Raw genomic sequence first — 18,750 nt, forward strand, 5'->3', positions numbered from 1 at the left:
TGACCCCCTGATATCCTTCGTCCCGCCAAGTTCGAGAGGATTTCGGGGGGTTTTTGCATTCAAGGCTTCCTCAATCGGTCACCTTTCCCCTAGACGTTTTACCGGATACGCCCCATCCTAATGAATTCACTTGCAGTAATATCAATACTTAACATTACCTGCCGTTTTTCCGAAACAAGCATTTGATGCCGCTCAGAAAAGAAAAATCGCTTTTCGAAGAATACATCACGAACAATCGAAGATCCAGATATTGCATTAAGATCGCTGGATTGATCAAATAATTCGTGCAATATTCCTTCTCATTTTGACACAATGACATCAAAAAATGTCCATTTCTGGCGAGGAAAAGGACTACCATCATCGCACCGGAGTTTGGGATGAGGCGGAGCACAGTCAAAGACGAGCACCGAACACCCCAAGCGAGGAAGCGGATAACTAATTTTGCTTATTCACCAAACGTCTTCTGTTTCACAATATCGCGCTCTAGCTGCTGTAAACGTTCGTGTGGCATCTCTGCCCGAGCAACATCATGAATCGCTTTATCTAGCGACAAATCTTCTTTCCGCAGACTTTCGGTATTGAACGATTTCAATATATCTTCGGGAGTTGTTGCTCGTAATTCGGCAACCTTTTCTATCAACTGCTGCTCTTTCTCCTTTTCTGGCGACGGATGTACTATCTCGCGAGCCTGTTTATCCAGCTCAGCTGCACGTTTCGCCGCTTCATCGGGAATAAAGGGTAGGGGTTCTTCTGCTGGCGCTTGAACCTGACGTGCGGTGTCCTCTTCGGGGACAATGAGGCTGCCGGTAATGCGGTTGATATTGCTGGGAAGTCCTTCACCCGAGAGACGGATCAGAACACCACTATCCGGGTTATCGTGCGCCAGCTGCAACCCTGTTTGAATAGTGGCCGCGACATGCGTCTCTCCGTTTCTGCTGATCTGAAGACCTGCAAAACGGGCATCGTCACTTCCCATGACTCGAGGTTCGTGACTCAGCCAGGCACCACGCCCTTCTTTATGGAATCTAACCTCATCAAGATATACACCGGCGCGATTACCATTGCTGTCCCACACAGGCAAAGCGATGTGTGGTGACGGATATTTCTTCCCCGGAGCAATAAAGTGAGCCATTGATTCGCCCTCCAATCCGCTGGTATCTAACAGCTTTCGGCCTAATGCGGTATCCTGAAGCGGAGTTGCGCTCGCTAGCAATCGTTCTGCTACCTGCGCAGCTTTATCATCAGCATGATGCAGCAGGTCATGGGCGGTGTGTTGGTTAGCCTGCTTATTGAGTGTGTTAAGCCAACCCTCTCGATTATCGGTATACACCTGAACATGCTCTTTTGCGCGTGACAGCGTAACGTATCCACCCTCTTGTGTAGCCATGTGCTTACGAGAGCCTTCGATTCCTTCCAAGGCAATCACATAACGAGAACTGGCCCCTTGCGCCCCATAAGCAGTCGCGGCATACGCTAGATCGACGTGTTGGTCTTCAAGAGATTTTCCCGGCTCAATGCGTTTATCCTGAATGCCATTATTTAATGTGATCGTGCCATCACTACTAATATCGCTGACTTTCCACACACTATTGGCTACGTACCCCCTTTCATTATCGCTGCGCGTAAAGCGCATCTTATCGCCCGAACTGACGGCAATATTACGGAGTTTATAGAGTGAAATATCCTGAGTACTGTTTTGGAAGTTTGATACCAGCTCGCGATTCCCATCCCGATCCTTAAGTTCCACAACACCGGCTGCGGTATCAACACTCCCTACTGTGAAGTAGGTGTTATTCATCACGGCAACTTCACCAATATGGGCAGAGAACCCTTTGGCAGCACGCAATTCATTGTGCAAAGTACGGACTGGCTCCAACACGGTGACGGATGCTTGCTCTTCTCCTAATGCACCGGCTTTGTATAATTGATCATGAATTTGGCTATTGATGGCATGACGGTCGGCGTTAAGGTGTGCAACAACCAGTGTTTCGTTTCTGGCCTCCTGAGTTCGCCCCGCAAAATCACGACTCACGGCCTCAATGACATTGGTGGGAGCATCTGGTGGTGCCGCTTTCCCGCCATCAGCCAACACTCGAACACCCTCAACCGCATTATCCTCACGCGCTTCCTTGAATTCCATCACAGACGCGTCAGGTTGCCAGCTATCCTGAATGCGGGGGATTTGTGCCGGTGTCACCAGTTCAACCCGCGCCAGTGCTTCTCTGGCATTCCCTTCTATCATGCTGTAAATCGCCGGTTTTAGCGCTGGCGTCTGACGAACGATATCTTTCATTACGGCCGTATCGATAGCGCTGCGTTGTTGCATCAACTTGAACGGCTGGCCCGGATCAATCGCTTTCAACTGCGCAGTATCACCACTGCTGATAGCCCTGCCTTCGCCATGGCTTATCATCTGGTAAATTTCGGCCATATCTCTGTTACCGACCATCGATTGCTCATCGAGCAGGAACAGCGTCTTACTGTAATCAGACTTTTCTCCGGCTAGTCCTTTTTGACGTTCCTCACTGATAAAGGAAGCGAGCGTTTGTGAACGTACACCGGCCTCTTGCATTTCATGTACGGCCCGATGTGTCGGCGCAAGGCCAATGACTTTCGGCTGCTGCGCTTCCGGTAAACTACTTATAGCCGCCATAATCGCTTTAAATTGTGTGGTTTTACCTGTCCCCGCAAAACCTTGTATGGCCAGAAACTGATCCCTACTTTCCAAAACCATTGATGTCGCCGTTTTCTGCCCTTCCGTTAATCCGTTTAAAAATATCTCCGGTACGGTATTCATCATGGGTTCAACCGCCCCCTTACCCTGCGCAATCGTCCTGATAATGGACTTTTCCATATCGTAAGTGGCTCGCGCGACCAATAACCCGGCCCCTGCTCCGGGTGTCGGGGCAAGATCGATTAAGTCTCCAGCCTTTCGCTGCTGGGCTATCTCAGCCTTTATTTGAGGGATACTGACATCGGAAGACCAACCGATTGAAGACGAGATGAGTTTCACTTCAGAGAACGCTACCCCCTCGGTTTGCGCTTTGCTTAAACCTAAAGCTACGGATTGCTGTGCCGGTGAGAACACGCTCGCTTGGTTTATATTTATGGCTTGCTCGAGATCATCTGTACCGGCCACATTTTTTATCTGTTCGCTGGCCAGACGGTATTGTGGGTGACTCGACAGTCTTTTTTCGGCCCTATCCTGTGGCAATGCCGTGAAAACTTTAATCGAATCACCGCTGCGGGCCATTTGATTAAGGGAACTGCTATTCAGGTCTTTAGCACTCGCCGCGACAAGGAGTGTATTTTTATCACTGACACTGGCCCCAAGGCTTTCAACATAAGCAGGGGATAACTTGAGCGCACGGGTCGTATCGAGAACCAGGCTCTTACCCTGACGTTCAACCACCAAACCCTCAGCACTGACCGCCGTCACTGTCAGGGGGTCACGTGCTTTAATCTGGCCTTTTAGCTCACGCCCAACAGCGGTTAATTGTTCTCCGACCGCAACGGGGATCGATTTCTGAGAGAACAGGCTCCAACTGCTGTCTAACGTATTGATTTTTTCAACTCGAGCCTCGCCACTTTCGCTTATCAGACGCAGCGTATTCGTACTCTCAGTCACACGATCAACCTGGTAGCGGGTCATTTCTTTTTTTTCCTGATCCCACTGTTCCATGACCATACCTGGACGATAATTATCCCGCTGATGGCGGCTCTTACTGTCAAGCCAGACCGGTAATAATACCGACACAGCCGTATCCTCAGCGGCCAGTTGGTCTTTATCTTTTAGAACCCCGCGGATCACAGCAGTTAAAGTTGACTGTTCTCGGGGGCCATTCACCTGTGCAATAACTGCGTCGCCGGCGGATTTCATAGCAACATACTCGGTTGCCAGCGATTCATATCTGGTTCGCTTGTCACTTTCACTGATCACGACGGCATCCAGCTTTTGCGTTCCATAAAATTGGTATTGAGGTACACCGGCATCTTTAAGCACAGATAATGCATTTCCTGTTCCTTGCCGGTTTTGACTATCAATGAACAGCAACTGTACATTTTGCTCCTGACCTTTTTCCAACAGCAGCAATGTCTCTTTCAGCGTCAGCTTTTCTGACTGATCTATCACTAATGTGCTCTGAGCGGGCAATGTAAAGTCAGCCGTCAGTTGGCTACGCTCCATCACTCTCCCTGCAATCTGCTCATCTTGCCCCAGCCAAATCCCGCTGCGGCGATCGGCGGCCAATACCGTCACTTCACGCCCTTGCTCTTTGGCCATGATTACCGCGTCTGCAATACGCTCTCTTTGTGCCCCCGCGCCACCACGGCCAGACAGAATGGCCACTGAAGATTTGTCCTGTGACAACACGGAATAAGCATCAGCATAGGAGCGCTCACGAGGTTGTGAATGTTCGGGGAATGAGAGTACGTGACCTTCCTGCATCACCGTTTTGGCTAACTGGCGAACACTCAACTCATTAAGTAAATGAATATCTGAGGTAAAGATGCCCTTTTCTTTGTCCAGTGGGATCACTTTTTGTTGCTTGATGGCGGTATCAATGCCCTCTCGTACCCGCTCAAAAAGTCCTGGCTCTGCTGGCATCTGCCCTGCGGTCTTGGCCAGTAAATCAGAGTAGGTAAACTGAACTTTGCTCTCACTAAGCAGGGATACCGCATTGTTGACTGCTTTCGCCATATCCATCTTGGCCAGATTGTCGAGCGGCACTTCATCAGGTGGTCGGCCCTCTCTCGCTTTTGCACGACCAATGAAATCAGCCATGTTGAAGCCGGTCTCTTTCAAACGCTCATTCCACTCAGCCACAAGGATCAATGGATCTGAAGCCACCTTCGCTTTCCGTGTATCAAGCGCAGCTATATCGCGTGATTTAAGAGAGACATCATCACCAACTGCATCTTTAATAGCCTGACTTCGCTGCGAAAAGGGTTCAACCGGCACACCTTCAATTTCCCACAACCCATTTTTACCGGTGTCGTGGGTCTTATATCCCATCGATTCAACAGACTGCCGGAGTGAATGACGGTAAATATTGCCAAGTGCAATTTGATTGGCAAATACCGTTTCGGAAAACCCCGTTTTCATCTTGGTATCACTCGCTAGCGCTCGCCACTTCCCTTCTGCTTCAGTGGCATTAAATACCAGTGCGTGAGTGTGCAATTGAGGGTCAAGATCTCGCGAGGTGTCATGGTTATACAAGGCGGCGACAATATTACCGGTCATAACGATCGTGGTTTGTTTGTTTTCCGTGATCCGAGCGCTGGCCAGAGACTCAACTTCCTTCATCGCCACGGAAACTGCTTCGTTATGCGCCTCAATGAACCGTTTTTCGCCTGCCATCAACGCCAGCATCGATATACTTTTAGGGGCAGAAAATGTCAGGTCGTACCCTGCACGGTGTGTTTCTTTGCCGTTCTCAACGCGGGATAATGTGGTGCCATCGGGTAGAATACCCTTTCTCATGGCATCCATTTCAGTATCAAGAACTGGCCCTGACAACCCCAACGCCTCCGCCCCATCCCCCATCCATCGTGACTCCAGACTCCCCAAAACATAATAATTATCTTTGTTGGCATAGTAGGAGGAATCCCCAGCAATTGGGCTGATCGTCATCATCAGAGATAACCTCCGGGTTCATCCAGATCATGATGTTGACTCTGGTTAATATTGATTTCCTCGCGACGAACAGATGATTGAGTCTCAGTATCACTGAGATACTGTTCATACATTTCCTGATCGGTTATTTCACCGTAGCCATCAATGCCAGGTGGTGTCGTCATTTGCAGCTCATTATCACGGCCGCTACTGGATGTGGCATTCGCACTCACGGCAGCAGTGGCTGGCTTTAATGACTGTGGCTGTGGCTGTGGCTGTGGCTGTGGCTGTGGCTGTGGCTGTGGCTGTGGCTGTGGCTGTGGCTGTGGCTGTGGCTGTGGCTGTGGCTGTTCAGCAGAATCATCGAAAAACAAAGTATCCAACATTTTGTCTTCTTCTTCGTTTTTAACAATTGCTGTTTCTACATAAGGATCAAGACTGGATTGAATATCGCGCTCAATCAGTGCTTCTGCCACTATCGTGGGCTGCTTATACTTCAGCGCCATCTTCACAACAGGATAATTACCCGGCAAAGTAACAAAGCACTCTAAATCTTCGAGCATTTGCACATCGGTATAGCTAATTATATTTTCGCGAACTTCATCCTTGCCGAATGAAAGGCCATCACGAACTTGTTCTGAACCGAAACTGGTTTGCTCTGAGAATTTCTTACGAACGGTTTCACCAATATCTTCTTCAACGAACTTGGACACCATTTTACTAGGCGAACGGAAGAAATATTTGGTGTTTAGCAGGTCAAACATCGCTTCAGCAGATTTCGGGCCATAAATTTCCTCCATCTGCGGATAAGACTGGAAACCGAGCATAAAGCACCCACCAAACTTTCGAGCTTCAGCAATGATGTAAGGTAAGTTGGCCAACTTATGCAGCGAAGGTAACTCATCAATAATAAACCACACGCGGCGATGACGATTTGGCCCCATAGAAAGCAGACTGTCAGCAGCAATACTTAGCCACATTGATATCAAAGGTTTCAGTGATTCATGGTGTTTTTGGTTGGAAGTGATGAATAGCCAGCCGTTTTTATCTCCGTCTTTCACGCCCTTCATCCACTCTCTAATCGTGAACTTAGGCTTACCACTGCGCTCTATCCCTTGCAGATAACGCATGGCTTTAACATAGTTAGTGAGTACGCTACGAATGGAAATAGCGGTCTTCTCAATCTTCCCATCAACGAGTGTCGATGCTGGCGTACCTGCCAAATAGTCACGTAATTTGTCCAGTTTGATCGCCAGTAAAGTACGGAGAAATTTGTTGTAGCTTCTGTCTTCATCTGAACGCATACGTTCTGCGCCCTCTGAAAAGATGGTCCGCGCTGAACCTTGCCAGAATGGGTCTTCTGATGCCCCCATAGGAATTAACGTGGTTGACACTGTTTCAAAATCAGACAGGTTTTCGCACTCCTCCCACATATCCCAGTTCGCACAACGCGCATCATGCGTGTTAAGTACTACATCCTTCTTCTCATCATAATATTCCTCAATAAATGTACATCCTTTGTCATAGACAATGACCAGATCACCACGCGCTCGGATCGTATCTAAGAACTTGCGGTACAGTGTCGATTTACCTGAACCAACAGTGCCATGCATGCCAAAATTTTGAATCTCACTATCTTTTTTGATAGGTAAGTTATCAGTTTTGATATCTGAGGCTTGACCGCGACTCTTCATTATTTTGGCAACAGCTTTAGGGTCTGTATTGAGTACACGCCCCCCCATAATCTCATCTTCACTTTGTTTACGGCCTGTTCGCCCTAAATACCAATAGAATGCCAACGCAGCAAGGAAGACAACCACCAAAGAAATAAGTGCTGATAATATCAATTCCTGTCGAAGCAATAACCCACAGTATGACGTATATGAATCACTAACAATTTGCGCAGCCGAATAATGTAATTTTTTCCCGTAATAATCCAAATGATAAATCGTTGGGTTAACCATTTTAGTTTGAAATGGCGCTATGGTTGTTGCATACCAATACATCAGTCCATTCATAATGTTCTGGGTGCTCATCCTAATAAACAATAGCGCTATTGTCATGATGAGCATAGACATGATCATATAAAATGAAATGATGTTATTTATTTGCAGGAACATACGCAGCCGCATAAAAGCAACCTGCCCGCCCTGCGTAAAATCGCGGGTATTCAAGCTCATAAGTTTTTCTCAGAAAGGGCAAGGGCCAGCACAGATTAACTGTGCAGTCCTATAGTGTTATTGTAGCGATGATGGATAAGTGTGTATTTTAAATACGATATCTATTAAATAACTGAAATTCTATTAATCAATCCCATGTGAGCCATATGGACTCCCACGAATATCGGTATGTTCATCTATCATAGGCAAACCACTACCCGGATTAATAGGTTCAAGATGAATCGTTGATTGGTGTGTATCCACAGAGTCGATGTTTTTGTATTCATCTTGTGCCTTATCTGATTCTCTTAAAGATAAGGCAGAGCCATTCAGCCCTCGATTATTAGTTATAACCACATCAGAACCGTTGCTTTCAATAAAGTTATTTTTAAAATAACTCGCATCGTTAAAGGATATATTACTGCCTTTATACATTCCCTGTCCCATGTCTGTTGGCACTGTTAAATTAAATATTTCATTATAGGAAAATGAAAACAGTAGCCCACTGGCTATCATTGCTATAAAACTTGAAATTGCGACACCAATAATTCCACCGAAAAACCCAACCACCGAAATAAGAGTCCAAATTGACATTGATAGGGTTAGTTTTTTAAAAACAGCATTATTTATAAAACGGGTACTAATAGAACTTAATGAAATTAATTTATATCTATAAATAAATGAACTTAAAATAAAAACACATGTTATAAAATAGATTAAAGAAGGGATAACCATGACAATATTGCCAACAATAAATATTGCAGATATTACCAGCCAAAATGATAGATAAATGCTAGGCATCACAAAAAACATAACCTGCCAGACTCGACTACTTTGGAAAAAACCTTGAGTAATCATTACATTTTATCCTTGTTTTTTGCCTGTATATCTTGTGCCATTTCTGTAAGTTTATCGGCGTTTTTGACCCCAGGTAGACGCTGATGCTCGACTTCTTTTTCATGGTTACTACTAAATCGCGCCTCTGCTTCTTGATGGCCTTGGCGAATTGATGACTGCTCACTATTTATACCATGTTTTACTGTGTTTATCTCCATATCTTTATCTGAAATACGTTGATTTCCTTCATCAACTAATGAGTCAACACGGCTCGTATTATCTGAACGAATTCCTGCCGACGCAGCTCGAACCGCGATTTCTTGTTGTCCTTGCTGATAAGCATTGTCACCACTGGTTGTCGCTGTATTGCCTACCGATGACATGCCATCACTGAGTTGGCCTCTGCTACTATCAAAGTGTTCATCGACACGAGAGCGTAACTTGTCCTCCATAAATTGCCCCGCCAGTTGTTCACGTTCAGCTCTCACCTCTGGACTCGCAGTGTCAGTAAGAATGGCTTCTGCTTTCTCCGGTGCCTTATTCTGGACGTATCCCACAAACTCCTGCGCATAGTTACTCTGTGTTTGTGCTGTTGTCGTTTCAGCTGAAGAAGCCATTTGGCTATACTCATGGCTGCGGGTCATGCTATTCGTATACTGTTGATACTGGCTATCCGCAACACTGAGAGTCGTACCCAGTTGCTCCAACTGAGAACTTGCTGAGTTATCTGAATGACTGCCAGATTCGGATACTCTGAAACTTTTCAGGGTATCCATACCCTGCCTGAAGTCTTTTGCCTCTTGGCTAAATTGATCACTTGAACTATCTTGTGAACTTCGACCACTATCATCAACACTGCTGCGTGACCCACTCCCCATTGAACCACTGACTCCCCCTCTGAGTTCGACTCCAGCTGAGGCTCCGGTAGCCAATCCAGCAATCTTACCGAGTACTTGTCTATCAGTATCAAAGCTAGCACGCCCAGTGAGACTACCTGACAATTCAGCTCTGCGAGACATGTCCATCAACTCACTAAATGCCTGAGATTCACTGACATTATTTTTCGCTGAATAGCTTTGTGCTGCGGATAACATTTGATTAGCGGCTTTAGTCTCTGTCGTACCCTGCGCACTGTCGGCCCCACTGGTGACTGTCGAACTGTTGCCACTTTGCTGTGAGAACTGTTTCGCCTGATTGTAGGCGCTATTCACTGTGTGGTTATAACCTGCCATTGAACTCTCTGCCTGCACCTGACTTTCCCTTGCCAGACGTTGCGCTGTACTGCTTTCTGTTTTGCCAAAATTGATATCCATCGGCAACTTAGACATCGCCGGTGCGGTGTTGTAAACCGTTTCACCGCTGCCCGTTTGTGTGACCAACGCACCACTGCCTGCCTGAGATGTCATCTGGCCATTGGCAAAACTGCTGTTGGTATCCCATTTGAAGCCCTGCACGTTGTCAGTCTGCATGTTGTTAAATGACCAAGTGCCATCGACCGCTTGAGAGGAGGACTGCGTAGCCGCACTTTGCATCGCTGACCCTAGGTAACTGCCCGCCTGAGAAACCGCACTTCCCAGCCCTTTGACAATACCGTATGCCAAGAATGGGATAGACAGCGCCAACCAGCCCGCAGTAGTGCCTATATCGGAGTATTGCTGTTGGGTTACAGACAGATTGGAGAGCGTGACCGGCGTGCCGACCGTAGAGGTTTGAAGGTAGAAGTTCATCGCATTGTTCATGATAGCAAACAGCAATGGCCAGCTTTGCAAATAAGCAATCGTGAACACGTAACCTTTGAGTATTTCCACCGAAAGCACACTGATTAAAGCCATGATAATAATGACAGGGAACATACCAATCATTATCCCCGTCAAAACCGTCTGCATAATAGGCAACGTTCGGGTGGCAATGTTGGCACTGGTTGCCTGCGACATCCTCATTTTTGTATAGGAAGACTCCGCAGATAAATTAACCAGACTGGCCGAATCACCATTTCTAGCAGCTGAACCCATGATGCCTTTGCGTAACGCATTCATAGTGACATTGCGTTTCATAATTTCACTGGCACTCTGGCTACCATTGTAGAAATAGCTGTAACTGTCACCCATCAGCTCACCGAATAATAACGTAGCATCTGGACGGCCCCCCATCAGCTTACGAACATAGTAATCCCATGTTTTCCCCCCTGTCGTACTGTCACGGCCCATCGCGTTTTGCAGCTGCGCGGCGGCAACCTGACAAGTCTGGAAGTTGCCACTGTTATCAAACACCCCCCGCAACGGACTCGGGTTACTAAAGATAATGGCGTAAGGATCAGTACTGTTCATCAGATCGTCGAGTGTATATTTGTGATTCAGCATCATGTCGCCAATCACGCAGTTCTGCACATAGTCCGAGAACAGTCCGGCTATTTCTGGATTGGTTGAAATAAAATCGGTACTGCTTCCCATCAGTTCTGCGCCAAACAGCATCCCTGTTTTGCTGTATGTAAGTGCATCCGGTTGATGGAATACGGTTTCATAAGCAACAACCAACGCATGACCTATGCCGGTGATCAGACTGAATGGCAGAACGATACCCAGCGGCACATTATCAACCTGATACACCTCCATTGGTCGGGATGAGTCAATGACCTGAACCGGCTTTTTAATGCCGATGAAAATTCCCGTGATGAAAACATAGATAACGGCCCATTTAAGTATCGTAAAAATGTCTCGCCCTTTGATATAGGCAAACGCCGTCACCACAACCGATATGGTCGTCGCAATGATCACCAAACTGTGCCAATTATTTGAAGAGACAAACGCAGCTATCGCATTCAGTGAATCGCGGAACCATGCCCCGCCACTGATAGTATAAATAACCTGCATTATTGACCTCCGAAACGGTAGTTACTTTGGTATCTGTCGAGTAAACGGCTAGATACCTGCTGACGCATGTAGCTCATCTGGCGATCGACCACCAATAACGCATCTTGCTGAATTTGAACTCGGGCTTGCAGTTGAGCGATATTCTGACTCGCTTGCGTTAGGCTGCCTTGTAATTGTTCTATGGCTGGCGCGGGGTAGTTACTGCTGCCCAGCATGACTCTGGCTTGCTGGATAAGCTCATTCATGTACTGCATCAAAATGTCATAACCAATGTAATCAGAGAGTTGAAACAGCAAAGAATTGGCTACACCGAGAGATTGTGGATCAACTAGATACTTCAGCACTGGTACTGACGTTGATGCTATAAACCCTTTTTCTTGCTCCGTTAGTGCCACATCCGCAATTGCTTTGTTCTGGATACTGGTGAGCATTCGTCTAACTTGGCCATTCATTGATTGATCGGTACTAATAGATACCGTCGTAAGTGTGGGATTTAAGCAAACATCGGTGGTATCACAGGCGTATATCTTGGCGCTTCCTCCATTCATCATGGCTTTTATAATGTCTTCGTTCGTTGTCAAAGGCACTAGTACCCTGATTTTTCCTGCACTATCGAAAACCAGCGTCCCTGTCAGACTCATCGCGAACTCTTTAAGCTCTTTATTGCCATCAAAAATACGATTCTTACTCAGCGAGTCCCACATCAGGTTCTTATTTTTTAACACCTCATCTTTCATGTCGGCACCGGCTTTATCGGTCACACTGTTGTAGCTGCCCCCCACCGTACACCCCTGACGCGAAGCCGCCCAATCGGAAAAGATATTGGATTCACCTGAAATATCCTGGCAGACTTTTTGTTGCGATACCGCAGTACGAGGCCATAGCCCACCGACAATGCCCTGTGCAGCCTGACAACTGCTCATGTTCATGCTGTTAACATCTGAGGCCAGTTTCTGTAAAAAGTCTTTCGCCTGCTTCATTTCAGGTACTGTCGTTTGCAGTGCAAGATCGAAGAAGTAGCCCGCAGCATTACCCATAATCTGTTTAACAAATCGCTGTAACTGCTCGCCATTAATGTGAGAAAACGCCCCAAGGTAAGCATCAATGCCACCACAACCCGAATTCAGATTAGGTAATGTCATCGATACCATCTGAACTTGTTTGACGGAGGTTCTCATATAAATAGAGCCGCCACTGGCGTAACCGGCTGCCTGACCCTGCCAGACTTGTGGCATAGAGGTATTGCTTTCAAACCCGAGCTTACCGAAGAAGTTATTGAGGTCACCGTTCACATCAGCCTGAGCAGAACTCGCTATCAACAGGGTCAGTGCCACCACGGATTTTCGTAGAGAAGGTCTATATCGCAACGCAATATTGGCATTAAAATTCATCATTTAAGCCCCCCATCGAGAGCAACCTTTAAAACCTCATCCATTCTGGTAATAACCAGTTGTTTATCAGCCGCCCCCTGCAACAACGGGAATGCTGTATTGGTATTGATATTTGTAAGAAATGTTGTGGGGGTCGCAATGGGAATACCACTCTGAAAGTATTCGACCATGACTTCAGGCGGTACCGGCAACGCATCTGGATACGCGGCATCACCTTGACCATCCAAACTATATGCAAATACTGACAGGCCTGACTCTTCTGATAACTGGCGCAGGATCGGGTCAAATTGATGGCAATATGAACAGGTAGACTGCATAAACAATACAATTGTCCAGTTATTAAGATTAACTTTACGTCCATCTGAAAGTTGAAACCATCTAGCCGTTTTTTCTACGTTAACTGGTTTTTGTCGCGATTTTTCTGCGGATTTATTTTGTATTTTTTCCGCTTCTATCGCGGCAATATCATCCCAAGTTGACGCACAAACCGATATCGAAACAAAAAATAAGATGCCGCTGATAGTTTTAGTGATCCTTATATTTTTCATCTATTTTATCCTTAAAAGTTCGGCTTAAAGCCCGTAGCGACATCAAGAAATTGACGAGCAAGGTCGTCTTGAGTGATAAATCCGTATGCCAGTGGCTGATAGCTTTCGTCTTTGGGGTCAACCAGAAAAAGCGCAGGAAAATGGGATATCCCCATTTTTTGACTTTGGCCACTATCGCGACGGCTGTTAGGAAATGTAGGATTCAGCATCCCATCGACCGATATCGGAATGAGTGCAATATGATGTTCCTGCGTAAAATTCTTGATAACCAACGCCAGTTGACTATCAAGTGCCTCATTGCCACGATAGAAAAAGAACACACCGTATCGGGAAGCTAGAGCTGTAATGGCGTCTTTTTCTTTCGAACGGTCACCGGCAAGTTGGGTTTTGACCGTACCGTTGTAGTGACTGTATTGCAGGTTGTAGTCCAGTTCGGGGTACTTGAGCATTGCCTGTTTGGCCATCTGGCTGAATTCGCCAGCCTTTGACGTCCAAAAATTCTGTAACGTCATATAGTGCTTAAAGTTTTCAGGCGTTGGATACATGATTGCGGTATCCAGCGCCGCCTGTGTCTCTTTTTGTAAAAGCTTCTTTTGTTCTGTCGGAGAAAGCACTGGGGTGATTGGTTTTTCGGCTTCAGGCTCTATATCATCATCAAGCGCCTCGTTATACCAATGCCATCCTTGAGGATCGTCATACGCAAGCTCTTGCGTCCCCCCCCCGAATGAAGTCAGAGCAAGCGCCACAGAAAGTGTCAGTAAACGCATTACTGACCTCCTGTATTTTTATTCAGTTGGGCTTCTATCTGTTGTTTAACCCGATTAAGCAGATCGTTATCGCCTGGTACTGCCGAGCCGCTGTTCAAGTCTTCTTTAAAGTTACTGAAGTCAACACGATCAAACTTGATACCTTGCAGCTCTTCAACCGTTATCCCGCGACAATTCGGTGATTCAGCTGCACCAAAACCAATACCCAACTGCCATTGACGGCCCTGTTGCTGGATAATTTGGGCGAGTTTGGAATCAAATACACAATAGCTGCGTTTTTTCTCTAAACAGACGCCAAGGACTTTTTTACTGCAATATTCCCCAACATCAATCGTTAGCTTACGTTCTTTCGCCTGCCCTAACGCTTTCTCTTCGCTGCTGCAACTTGCCAGCCCTAAATCCGCCCCCCACCCAGAATCCTTGCAACAGTTATTGAAGCCGGCCGCGAATTTTTTGCAAGATTGTCCCCGCCCAGTAAAGGCTTTAACGTTGATATCATTCAGTTCAGCCACATCCTTGCCTGCTGCTGCCACCGCCGCAAGTTGAGACACAGCATGAGCAAACATATTATTGGTTCCCGCCGCCGCAAGAGCGCAACTACCATCGGTACAGAAGAATTGGCCGCCGCACATCATGCCTGTCCCGCTAGTTTTGCTTTCACAGGAATAGGTCAGGTTTTCCCGCATGCAGAAACCATCTAGGGAATAAGCGCACTGTCGAGTGGCTATTGTGCAGGCTGTACTTTTTGAATACTCACCACAGGTTCCATCTGTCTCAGCTTGAGTGATATATGTGTCTTTATATGCCCAACAAGCGCTGTAAAGCGTATACGGTTTACCTTCAACGTAGACAGTTTTATTACCACCAGGCTCACTGCATTCTGTTTTTGTTATTGCCCCTTCGGTCTTACTAAAAGGGCAACTCTCAGTCCATACCACTTTCGGCTGATATTCACGACTGCCGGTGCGCACTTTCAGCACCACCGTGAACCAGTGTTGTTTATTATTGTAAAAGTCCGCTGTGGCGCTCGGTCTAGAAGACAAAATGATATTAACGGGTATTTGCTGTCCAGGAGTCAGAGTAGCTATTGAGGGTGTAAAATTACGGGTTCCATCACTGATATTGAGTTCAACCCCCATGACTTGCATTATCAAATATGTCGACCCCAGTCCCATGTGGGTCATGGTTGCACTCAAGATAGGGCCATTGATATCAGCAGGCACTATATAAGTAGTGCGGGCACCATCATCACGGTTTTTACCGTTTCCGTAAGCATAGAAACTGAGTTGTGTTGAATTAATGATCACATCAACGTCCTTACTCGAATCAATCCAATCCCCACTTATTGTCGCCGTGCGTGTACATGCTTGTTCAACTCTCGTATCTCTGGCACAGATATGATTAGTAAACTCAGTATTGGATACACTCTGCTCTACACAGCCATCAAAACTCCCATCAGTGACCTGCTCTGCTTTTTCCTGAGCGTCGGTTCCGACTGAAATAAAGGGGGCATCCATTGATAGTGGCTCTTTGGGATTATTGAGGATTGATTCGGTGATGGCTTTACCCACATCGGAGTTAACAAGCGCCTGACTTCCCTGATTATCAAGATTGGTACTGGGTGCTGTGACCCCGCCATAATAGTTTTTTTCAGCTGGGTTCTCCGTGTAATTCAGTAATGCCTCTCCAGGCTTAAAATCTTTTAAGGCATGAGTCCCTTGCCCTTGAATTTCGCGGGCATAACCGGCGCCCTGATTATATTCGTCATTCGCCTGAGTGCTGATGACACCCAACAGCCCCAGCACTAATATTCCCCCGCTCAGCGCTGTGATTAGTCCCTTTTTCATTGATCAGTCGCCTCTTTTAATATTTCCTGTGCAGTTTCAGCACACTCACCCTTTTCCGCGATGTGTTTCAACGCATCGGTAAGATTGATATTGCCAGCGATACGATCAAACTTTCCCTGGCAGGTGACGACCAGCGCTGGAACAGCATTAATGCCAAAGGTACGAAAAGACATAGGATCGATTTGTACGCCACCGCGTTTATCTTCCGTGACCAACCGCAGCACCGCATTTGCGGTCTGACGCATATCGTTATTCACCATCCCGCGTACCGTGGCGGGAATATGCAAACGGTCAGCCTCATTAACCATTATTTTCAGCCCCTCTTCGGGAATGGAAAAGGACACAAAATACAGCGCTTTGGGTACTGCATTTTCCTCTCCCTTAAATTGCTGGCGCTGCTGTTGTTGCAGCTCATCAATGAATGTCTGATCCGGCATCTTCAACTGTGGATTTTGTTTTTGCAGGAAATCTAACGCCGGTTTCGGGGCAGCTGAGAGTGAATCGCGTAGTTTCATTTGTTCACTAAGAAACGCCTGCGTCTCTCCGTTATCCGTAGCCATAACCGTACCGAACAGCAATGTTGTTGCTACAAAAGTCGTTATCCTTTTCATAAACTCTCCTACAAAAATACACAGTTACGTTTACGCCAGAGGAGGTAGCCAAAATTTTTACGGTCGTTTGGCATGTTGTGACCGATTTCCCAGCTCATCACACTGCGTCCAAAAGGATGACACTGGGCCACATCGGGATACATATTCACCATCTGGTAGCGCCACCGTTCTTTTGGAATAATGGGCGAGGGGTATTCGAAACAGACGGCATTATTGGTACCAATGGAATTCATAATCATGCCCTGGCGGTGCAACTTGAATGCCATCCGTTCTGAGAGCAGGACAGAGGATTGAAGCGGGCTAAACTCATTGGAGGTATAGCCTGTAAATGGGTACATGCTGCCGTGACTACCGGCACACCAAAACAAGGCATCGATAGGTTTACCAAAAGCACTGGCGATTGCATCTGCGGCACAGGCCCCTTGTGCAATAATGTTATTAAACAGCATCGCTTCCGGGCTGATAATCAGCGAGATAGAACTGTCATTCCACATTGGATCAAGCTCAGACAAATACCCGATGTCCATATCCCCCGCTTGCAGACACCCCACAGAGGTAATGATATTGAGCCAGTATGTCAGCGGGTATTTGTACCAATGCACATGGTAAAACGCGCCTGGAGAGTCTTTATCACTTTGCCCTGCCGTGCCTGTTCCCACATTGGCAACACCCAAACTAAAGCCACCTAGGTTCACCATGCAGTAAGGTGCTCTAGACACATCGGTGAGTGCCATTGGCTCCCAATATCCGATGGCCAAGCCAACACGGTACAAAATACCCACGGGACACAGCTGGATAGGACTACTCGGATTTGCGGTATCAGGGGCAATCCCCGGAGACACCTGAATACTGCCAATGGAAATAGGGAAAATACATTGCCAACAAATATCGGTGATCGGATTAACGAATTTCCCCTGACATTCTGGTGCCGCGGCCTGTGCGGAATTGATAAACCCAAGCAACACCGATAATAAGAGTAAATGCCTTATCATGGCTTAGGCTCCAGACTAAACGTATCAACACGCAGGCGTTTACCATCGTCGCTGGCAGTGATACGGGCAGGTACTGCCGTCAATTGGAATTTCCGGCTCATAACGCCTTGCTGATCAAAGTAAATACGCATTGCTAGCGCGTCAGTGCTCTCTTTGATGTCTCCTTTAACCAGTATGACTTTATAGATAGTGGTACTTGGCTTTTGCTGCTTCATCCAAGCAATTTGACGCTCATCGTCTGCATCAATGAAATAAAGAGTCTGAACGAAAGGAACAACATCTAACGGATTATGACGCTCCCCTTTGTGTGCAAATACACGCCCTTCATGGTCAGCTAAATCATTAGCCACAATAAAAGACGGGTCGATATAGTGGCTACTATCTTCTGATGCCAGTTTGAGTCCTGATACCGGTGCGGGCCGCAGGCTATTTTTAATCACACGCTCTTTAAAGGCTTCTTGCTCCTGAGCCAGCTCTCCACTGGCTTCCATTGCTTTTAGCCTGTTATCAATGGTGGTCAGCATATCCTGTTCATGGATAGGATAAAGGTCGCCCCATGTACCGAGATCAGCGGCTTGAATCATTGTTGAAGTAGATAACGCCGCGACCAGCAGAAGATGTTTCATTGACGCCCTCCCGCCATCCGGACGGCGACATCCCGCTGGATTGTATCGGTAATGTCTTCAGCCCCCGCCACAACTGAGGGGACAACCAAAATGACTGCGCGGTGCTTTCTCTGGTATTCCCCCAAGCTGCTTTCCAGTGATTCAGTGAATCTGCTAGCGAGCAGAGCACCCTGTTCTTCACTGAGTGATTTTTTGGCTGTTTGATCCATAAAGGCATCAACCGTTCCCTTCATATCGAATGTCACCGTTGTCGGTGCTATCCACTGCATAAGCAACAGGGCGATCCCTGCATTCAGCACTAACATGCAAGCAGCAACCATCGCGACGGGCCGGATACACCGATTACGGCGTTTGCTGCGGATTTTTTTTTCTGAGGTAGTGGCGTCTGCTTGGTTTGTCATGGCTATGCTGCCTCCGTCCAGTTTTCAAGTTCCTGCATTTCTTCTGGGAAATTACGCAATGCCAGTTCATACACAGCCTCATGGATA

At 46.9% G+C, this 18,750-nt stretch carries 12 protein-coding genes; all 12 read right to left on the bottom strand.

Features of this window, described 5'->3' with window-relative positions:
- Nucleotides 1-445: 445 nt before the first annotated feature.
- The 12 genes from traI to trbI all read right to left on the bottom strand — a co-directional run bounded on the left by traI (nt 446) and on the right by trbI (nt 18,663).
- A complete protein-coding gene (gene traI / locus ACNSO8_RS25380) occupies nt 446-5,635 on the bottom strand; it encodes a conjugative transfer relaxase/helicase TraI (RefSeq protein ID WP_418396313.1) in 5,190 nt (1,729 codons plus the stop codon).
- Nucleotides 5,635-7,794, bottom strand: a complete 2,160-nt coding sequence (gene traD, locus ACNSO8_RS25385) for a type IV conjugative transfer system coupling protein TraD (protein WP_418396314.1) — start codon at nt 7,792-7,794, stop codon at nt 5,635-5,637. Before traD ends, traI begins: the two co-directional genes overlap by 1 nt.
- Nucleotides 7,795-7,917: 123 nt before the next feature.
- Nucleotides 7,918-8,631 carry a hypothetical protein gene (locus ACNSO8_RS25390; RefSeq protein ID WP_418396315.1) on the bottom strand — a complete coding sequence of 238 codons (714 nt, stop codon included), beginning with the start codon at nt 8,629-8,631 and terminating at the stop codon, nt 7,918-7,920.
- Nucleotides 8,631-11,480 (bottom strand): conjugal transfer mating-pair stabilization protein TraG, encoded by a 2,850-nt coding sequence (gene traG, locus ACNSO8_RS25395; RefSeq protein ID WP_418396316.1) that lies wholly within the window; start codon nt 11,478-11,480, stop codon nt 8,631-8,633. Before traG ends, ACNSO8_RS25390 begins: the two co-directional genes overlap by 1 nt.
- Nucleotides 11,480-12,874 carry a conjugal transfer pilus assembly protein TraH gene (traH, locus tag ACNSO8_RS25400; RefSeq protein ID WP_418396317.1) on the bottom strand — a complete coding sequence of 465 codons (1,395 nt, stop codon included), beginning with the start codon at nt 12,872-12,874 and terminating at the stop codon, nt 11,480-11,482. The genes traG and traH overlap by 1 nt, the downstream gene beginning before the upstream one ends.
- Nucleotides 12,871-13,419 carry a type-F conjugative transfer system pilin assembly thiol-disulfide isomerase TrbB gene (gene trbB / locus ACNSO8_RS25405; RefSeq protein WP_418396318.1) on the bottom strand — a complete coding sequence of 183 codons (549 nt, stop codon included), beginning with the start codon at nt 13,417-13,419 and terminating at the stop codon, nt 12,871-12,873. Before trbB ends, traH begins: the two co-directional genes overlap by 4 nt.
- An 11-nt stretch (nt 13,420-13,430) precedes the next feature.
- A complete protein-coding gene (traF, locus tag ACNSO8_RS25410; protein WP_418396319.1) occupies nt 13,431-14,186 on the bottom strand; it encodes a type-F conjugative transfer system pilin assembly protein TraF in 756 nt (251 codons plus the stop codon).
- On the bottom strand, nt 14,186-16,033 hold the full coding sequence (traN, locus tag ACNSO8_RS25415) for a type-F conjugative transfer system mating-pair stabilization protein TraN (RefSeq protein ID WP_418396320.1): 1,848 nt from the start codon (nt 16,031-16,033) through the stop codon (nt 14,186-14,188). Before traN ends, traF begins: the two co-directional genes overlap by 1 nt.
- On the bottom strand, nt 16,030-16,644 hold the full coding sequence (gene trbC / locus ACNSO8_RS25420) for a type-F conjugative transfer system pilin assembly protein TrbC (RefSeq protein WP_418396321.1): 615 nt from the start codon (nt 16,642-16,644) through the stop codon (nt 16,030-16,032). Before trbC ends, traN begins: the two co-directional genes overlap by 4 nt.
- Before the next feature lie 8 nt (nt 16,645-16,652).
- Nucleotides 16,653-17,636: a conjugal transfer pilus assembly protein TraU gene (gene traU / locus ACNSO8_RS25425; protein WP_418396322.1), complete on the bottom strand. Its 984-nt coding sequence runs from the start codon at nt 17,634-17,636 to the stop codon at nt 16,653-16,655.
- The gene (traW, locus tag ACNSO8_RS25430; RefSeq protein ID WP_418396323.1) at nt 17,633-18,262 is read right to left on the bottom strand and encodes a type-F conjugative transfer system protein TraW; all 630 of its coding nucleotides are present in this window, start codon (nt 18,260-18,262) and stop codon (nt 17,633-17,635) included. The genes traU and traW overlap by 4 nt, the downstream gene beginning before the upstream one ends.
- Entirely contained in the window at nt 18,259-18,663 is a 405-nt protein-coding gene (gene trbI / locus ACNSO8_RS25435) for a type-F conjugative transfer system protein TrbI (RefSeq protein ID WP_418396324.1), read from the bottom strand. The genes traW and trbI overlap by 4 nt, the downstream gene beginning before the upstream one ends.
- Nucleotides 18,664-18,750 lie beyond the last annotated feature (87 nt).

It is taken from the genome of Yersinia sp. LJYL362, assembly GCF_048323875.1.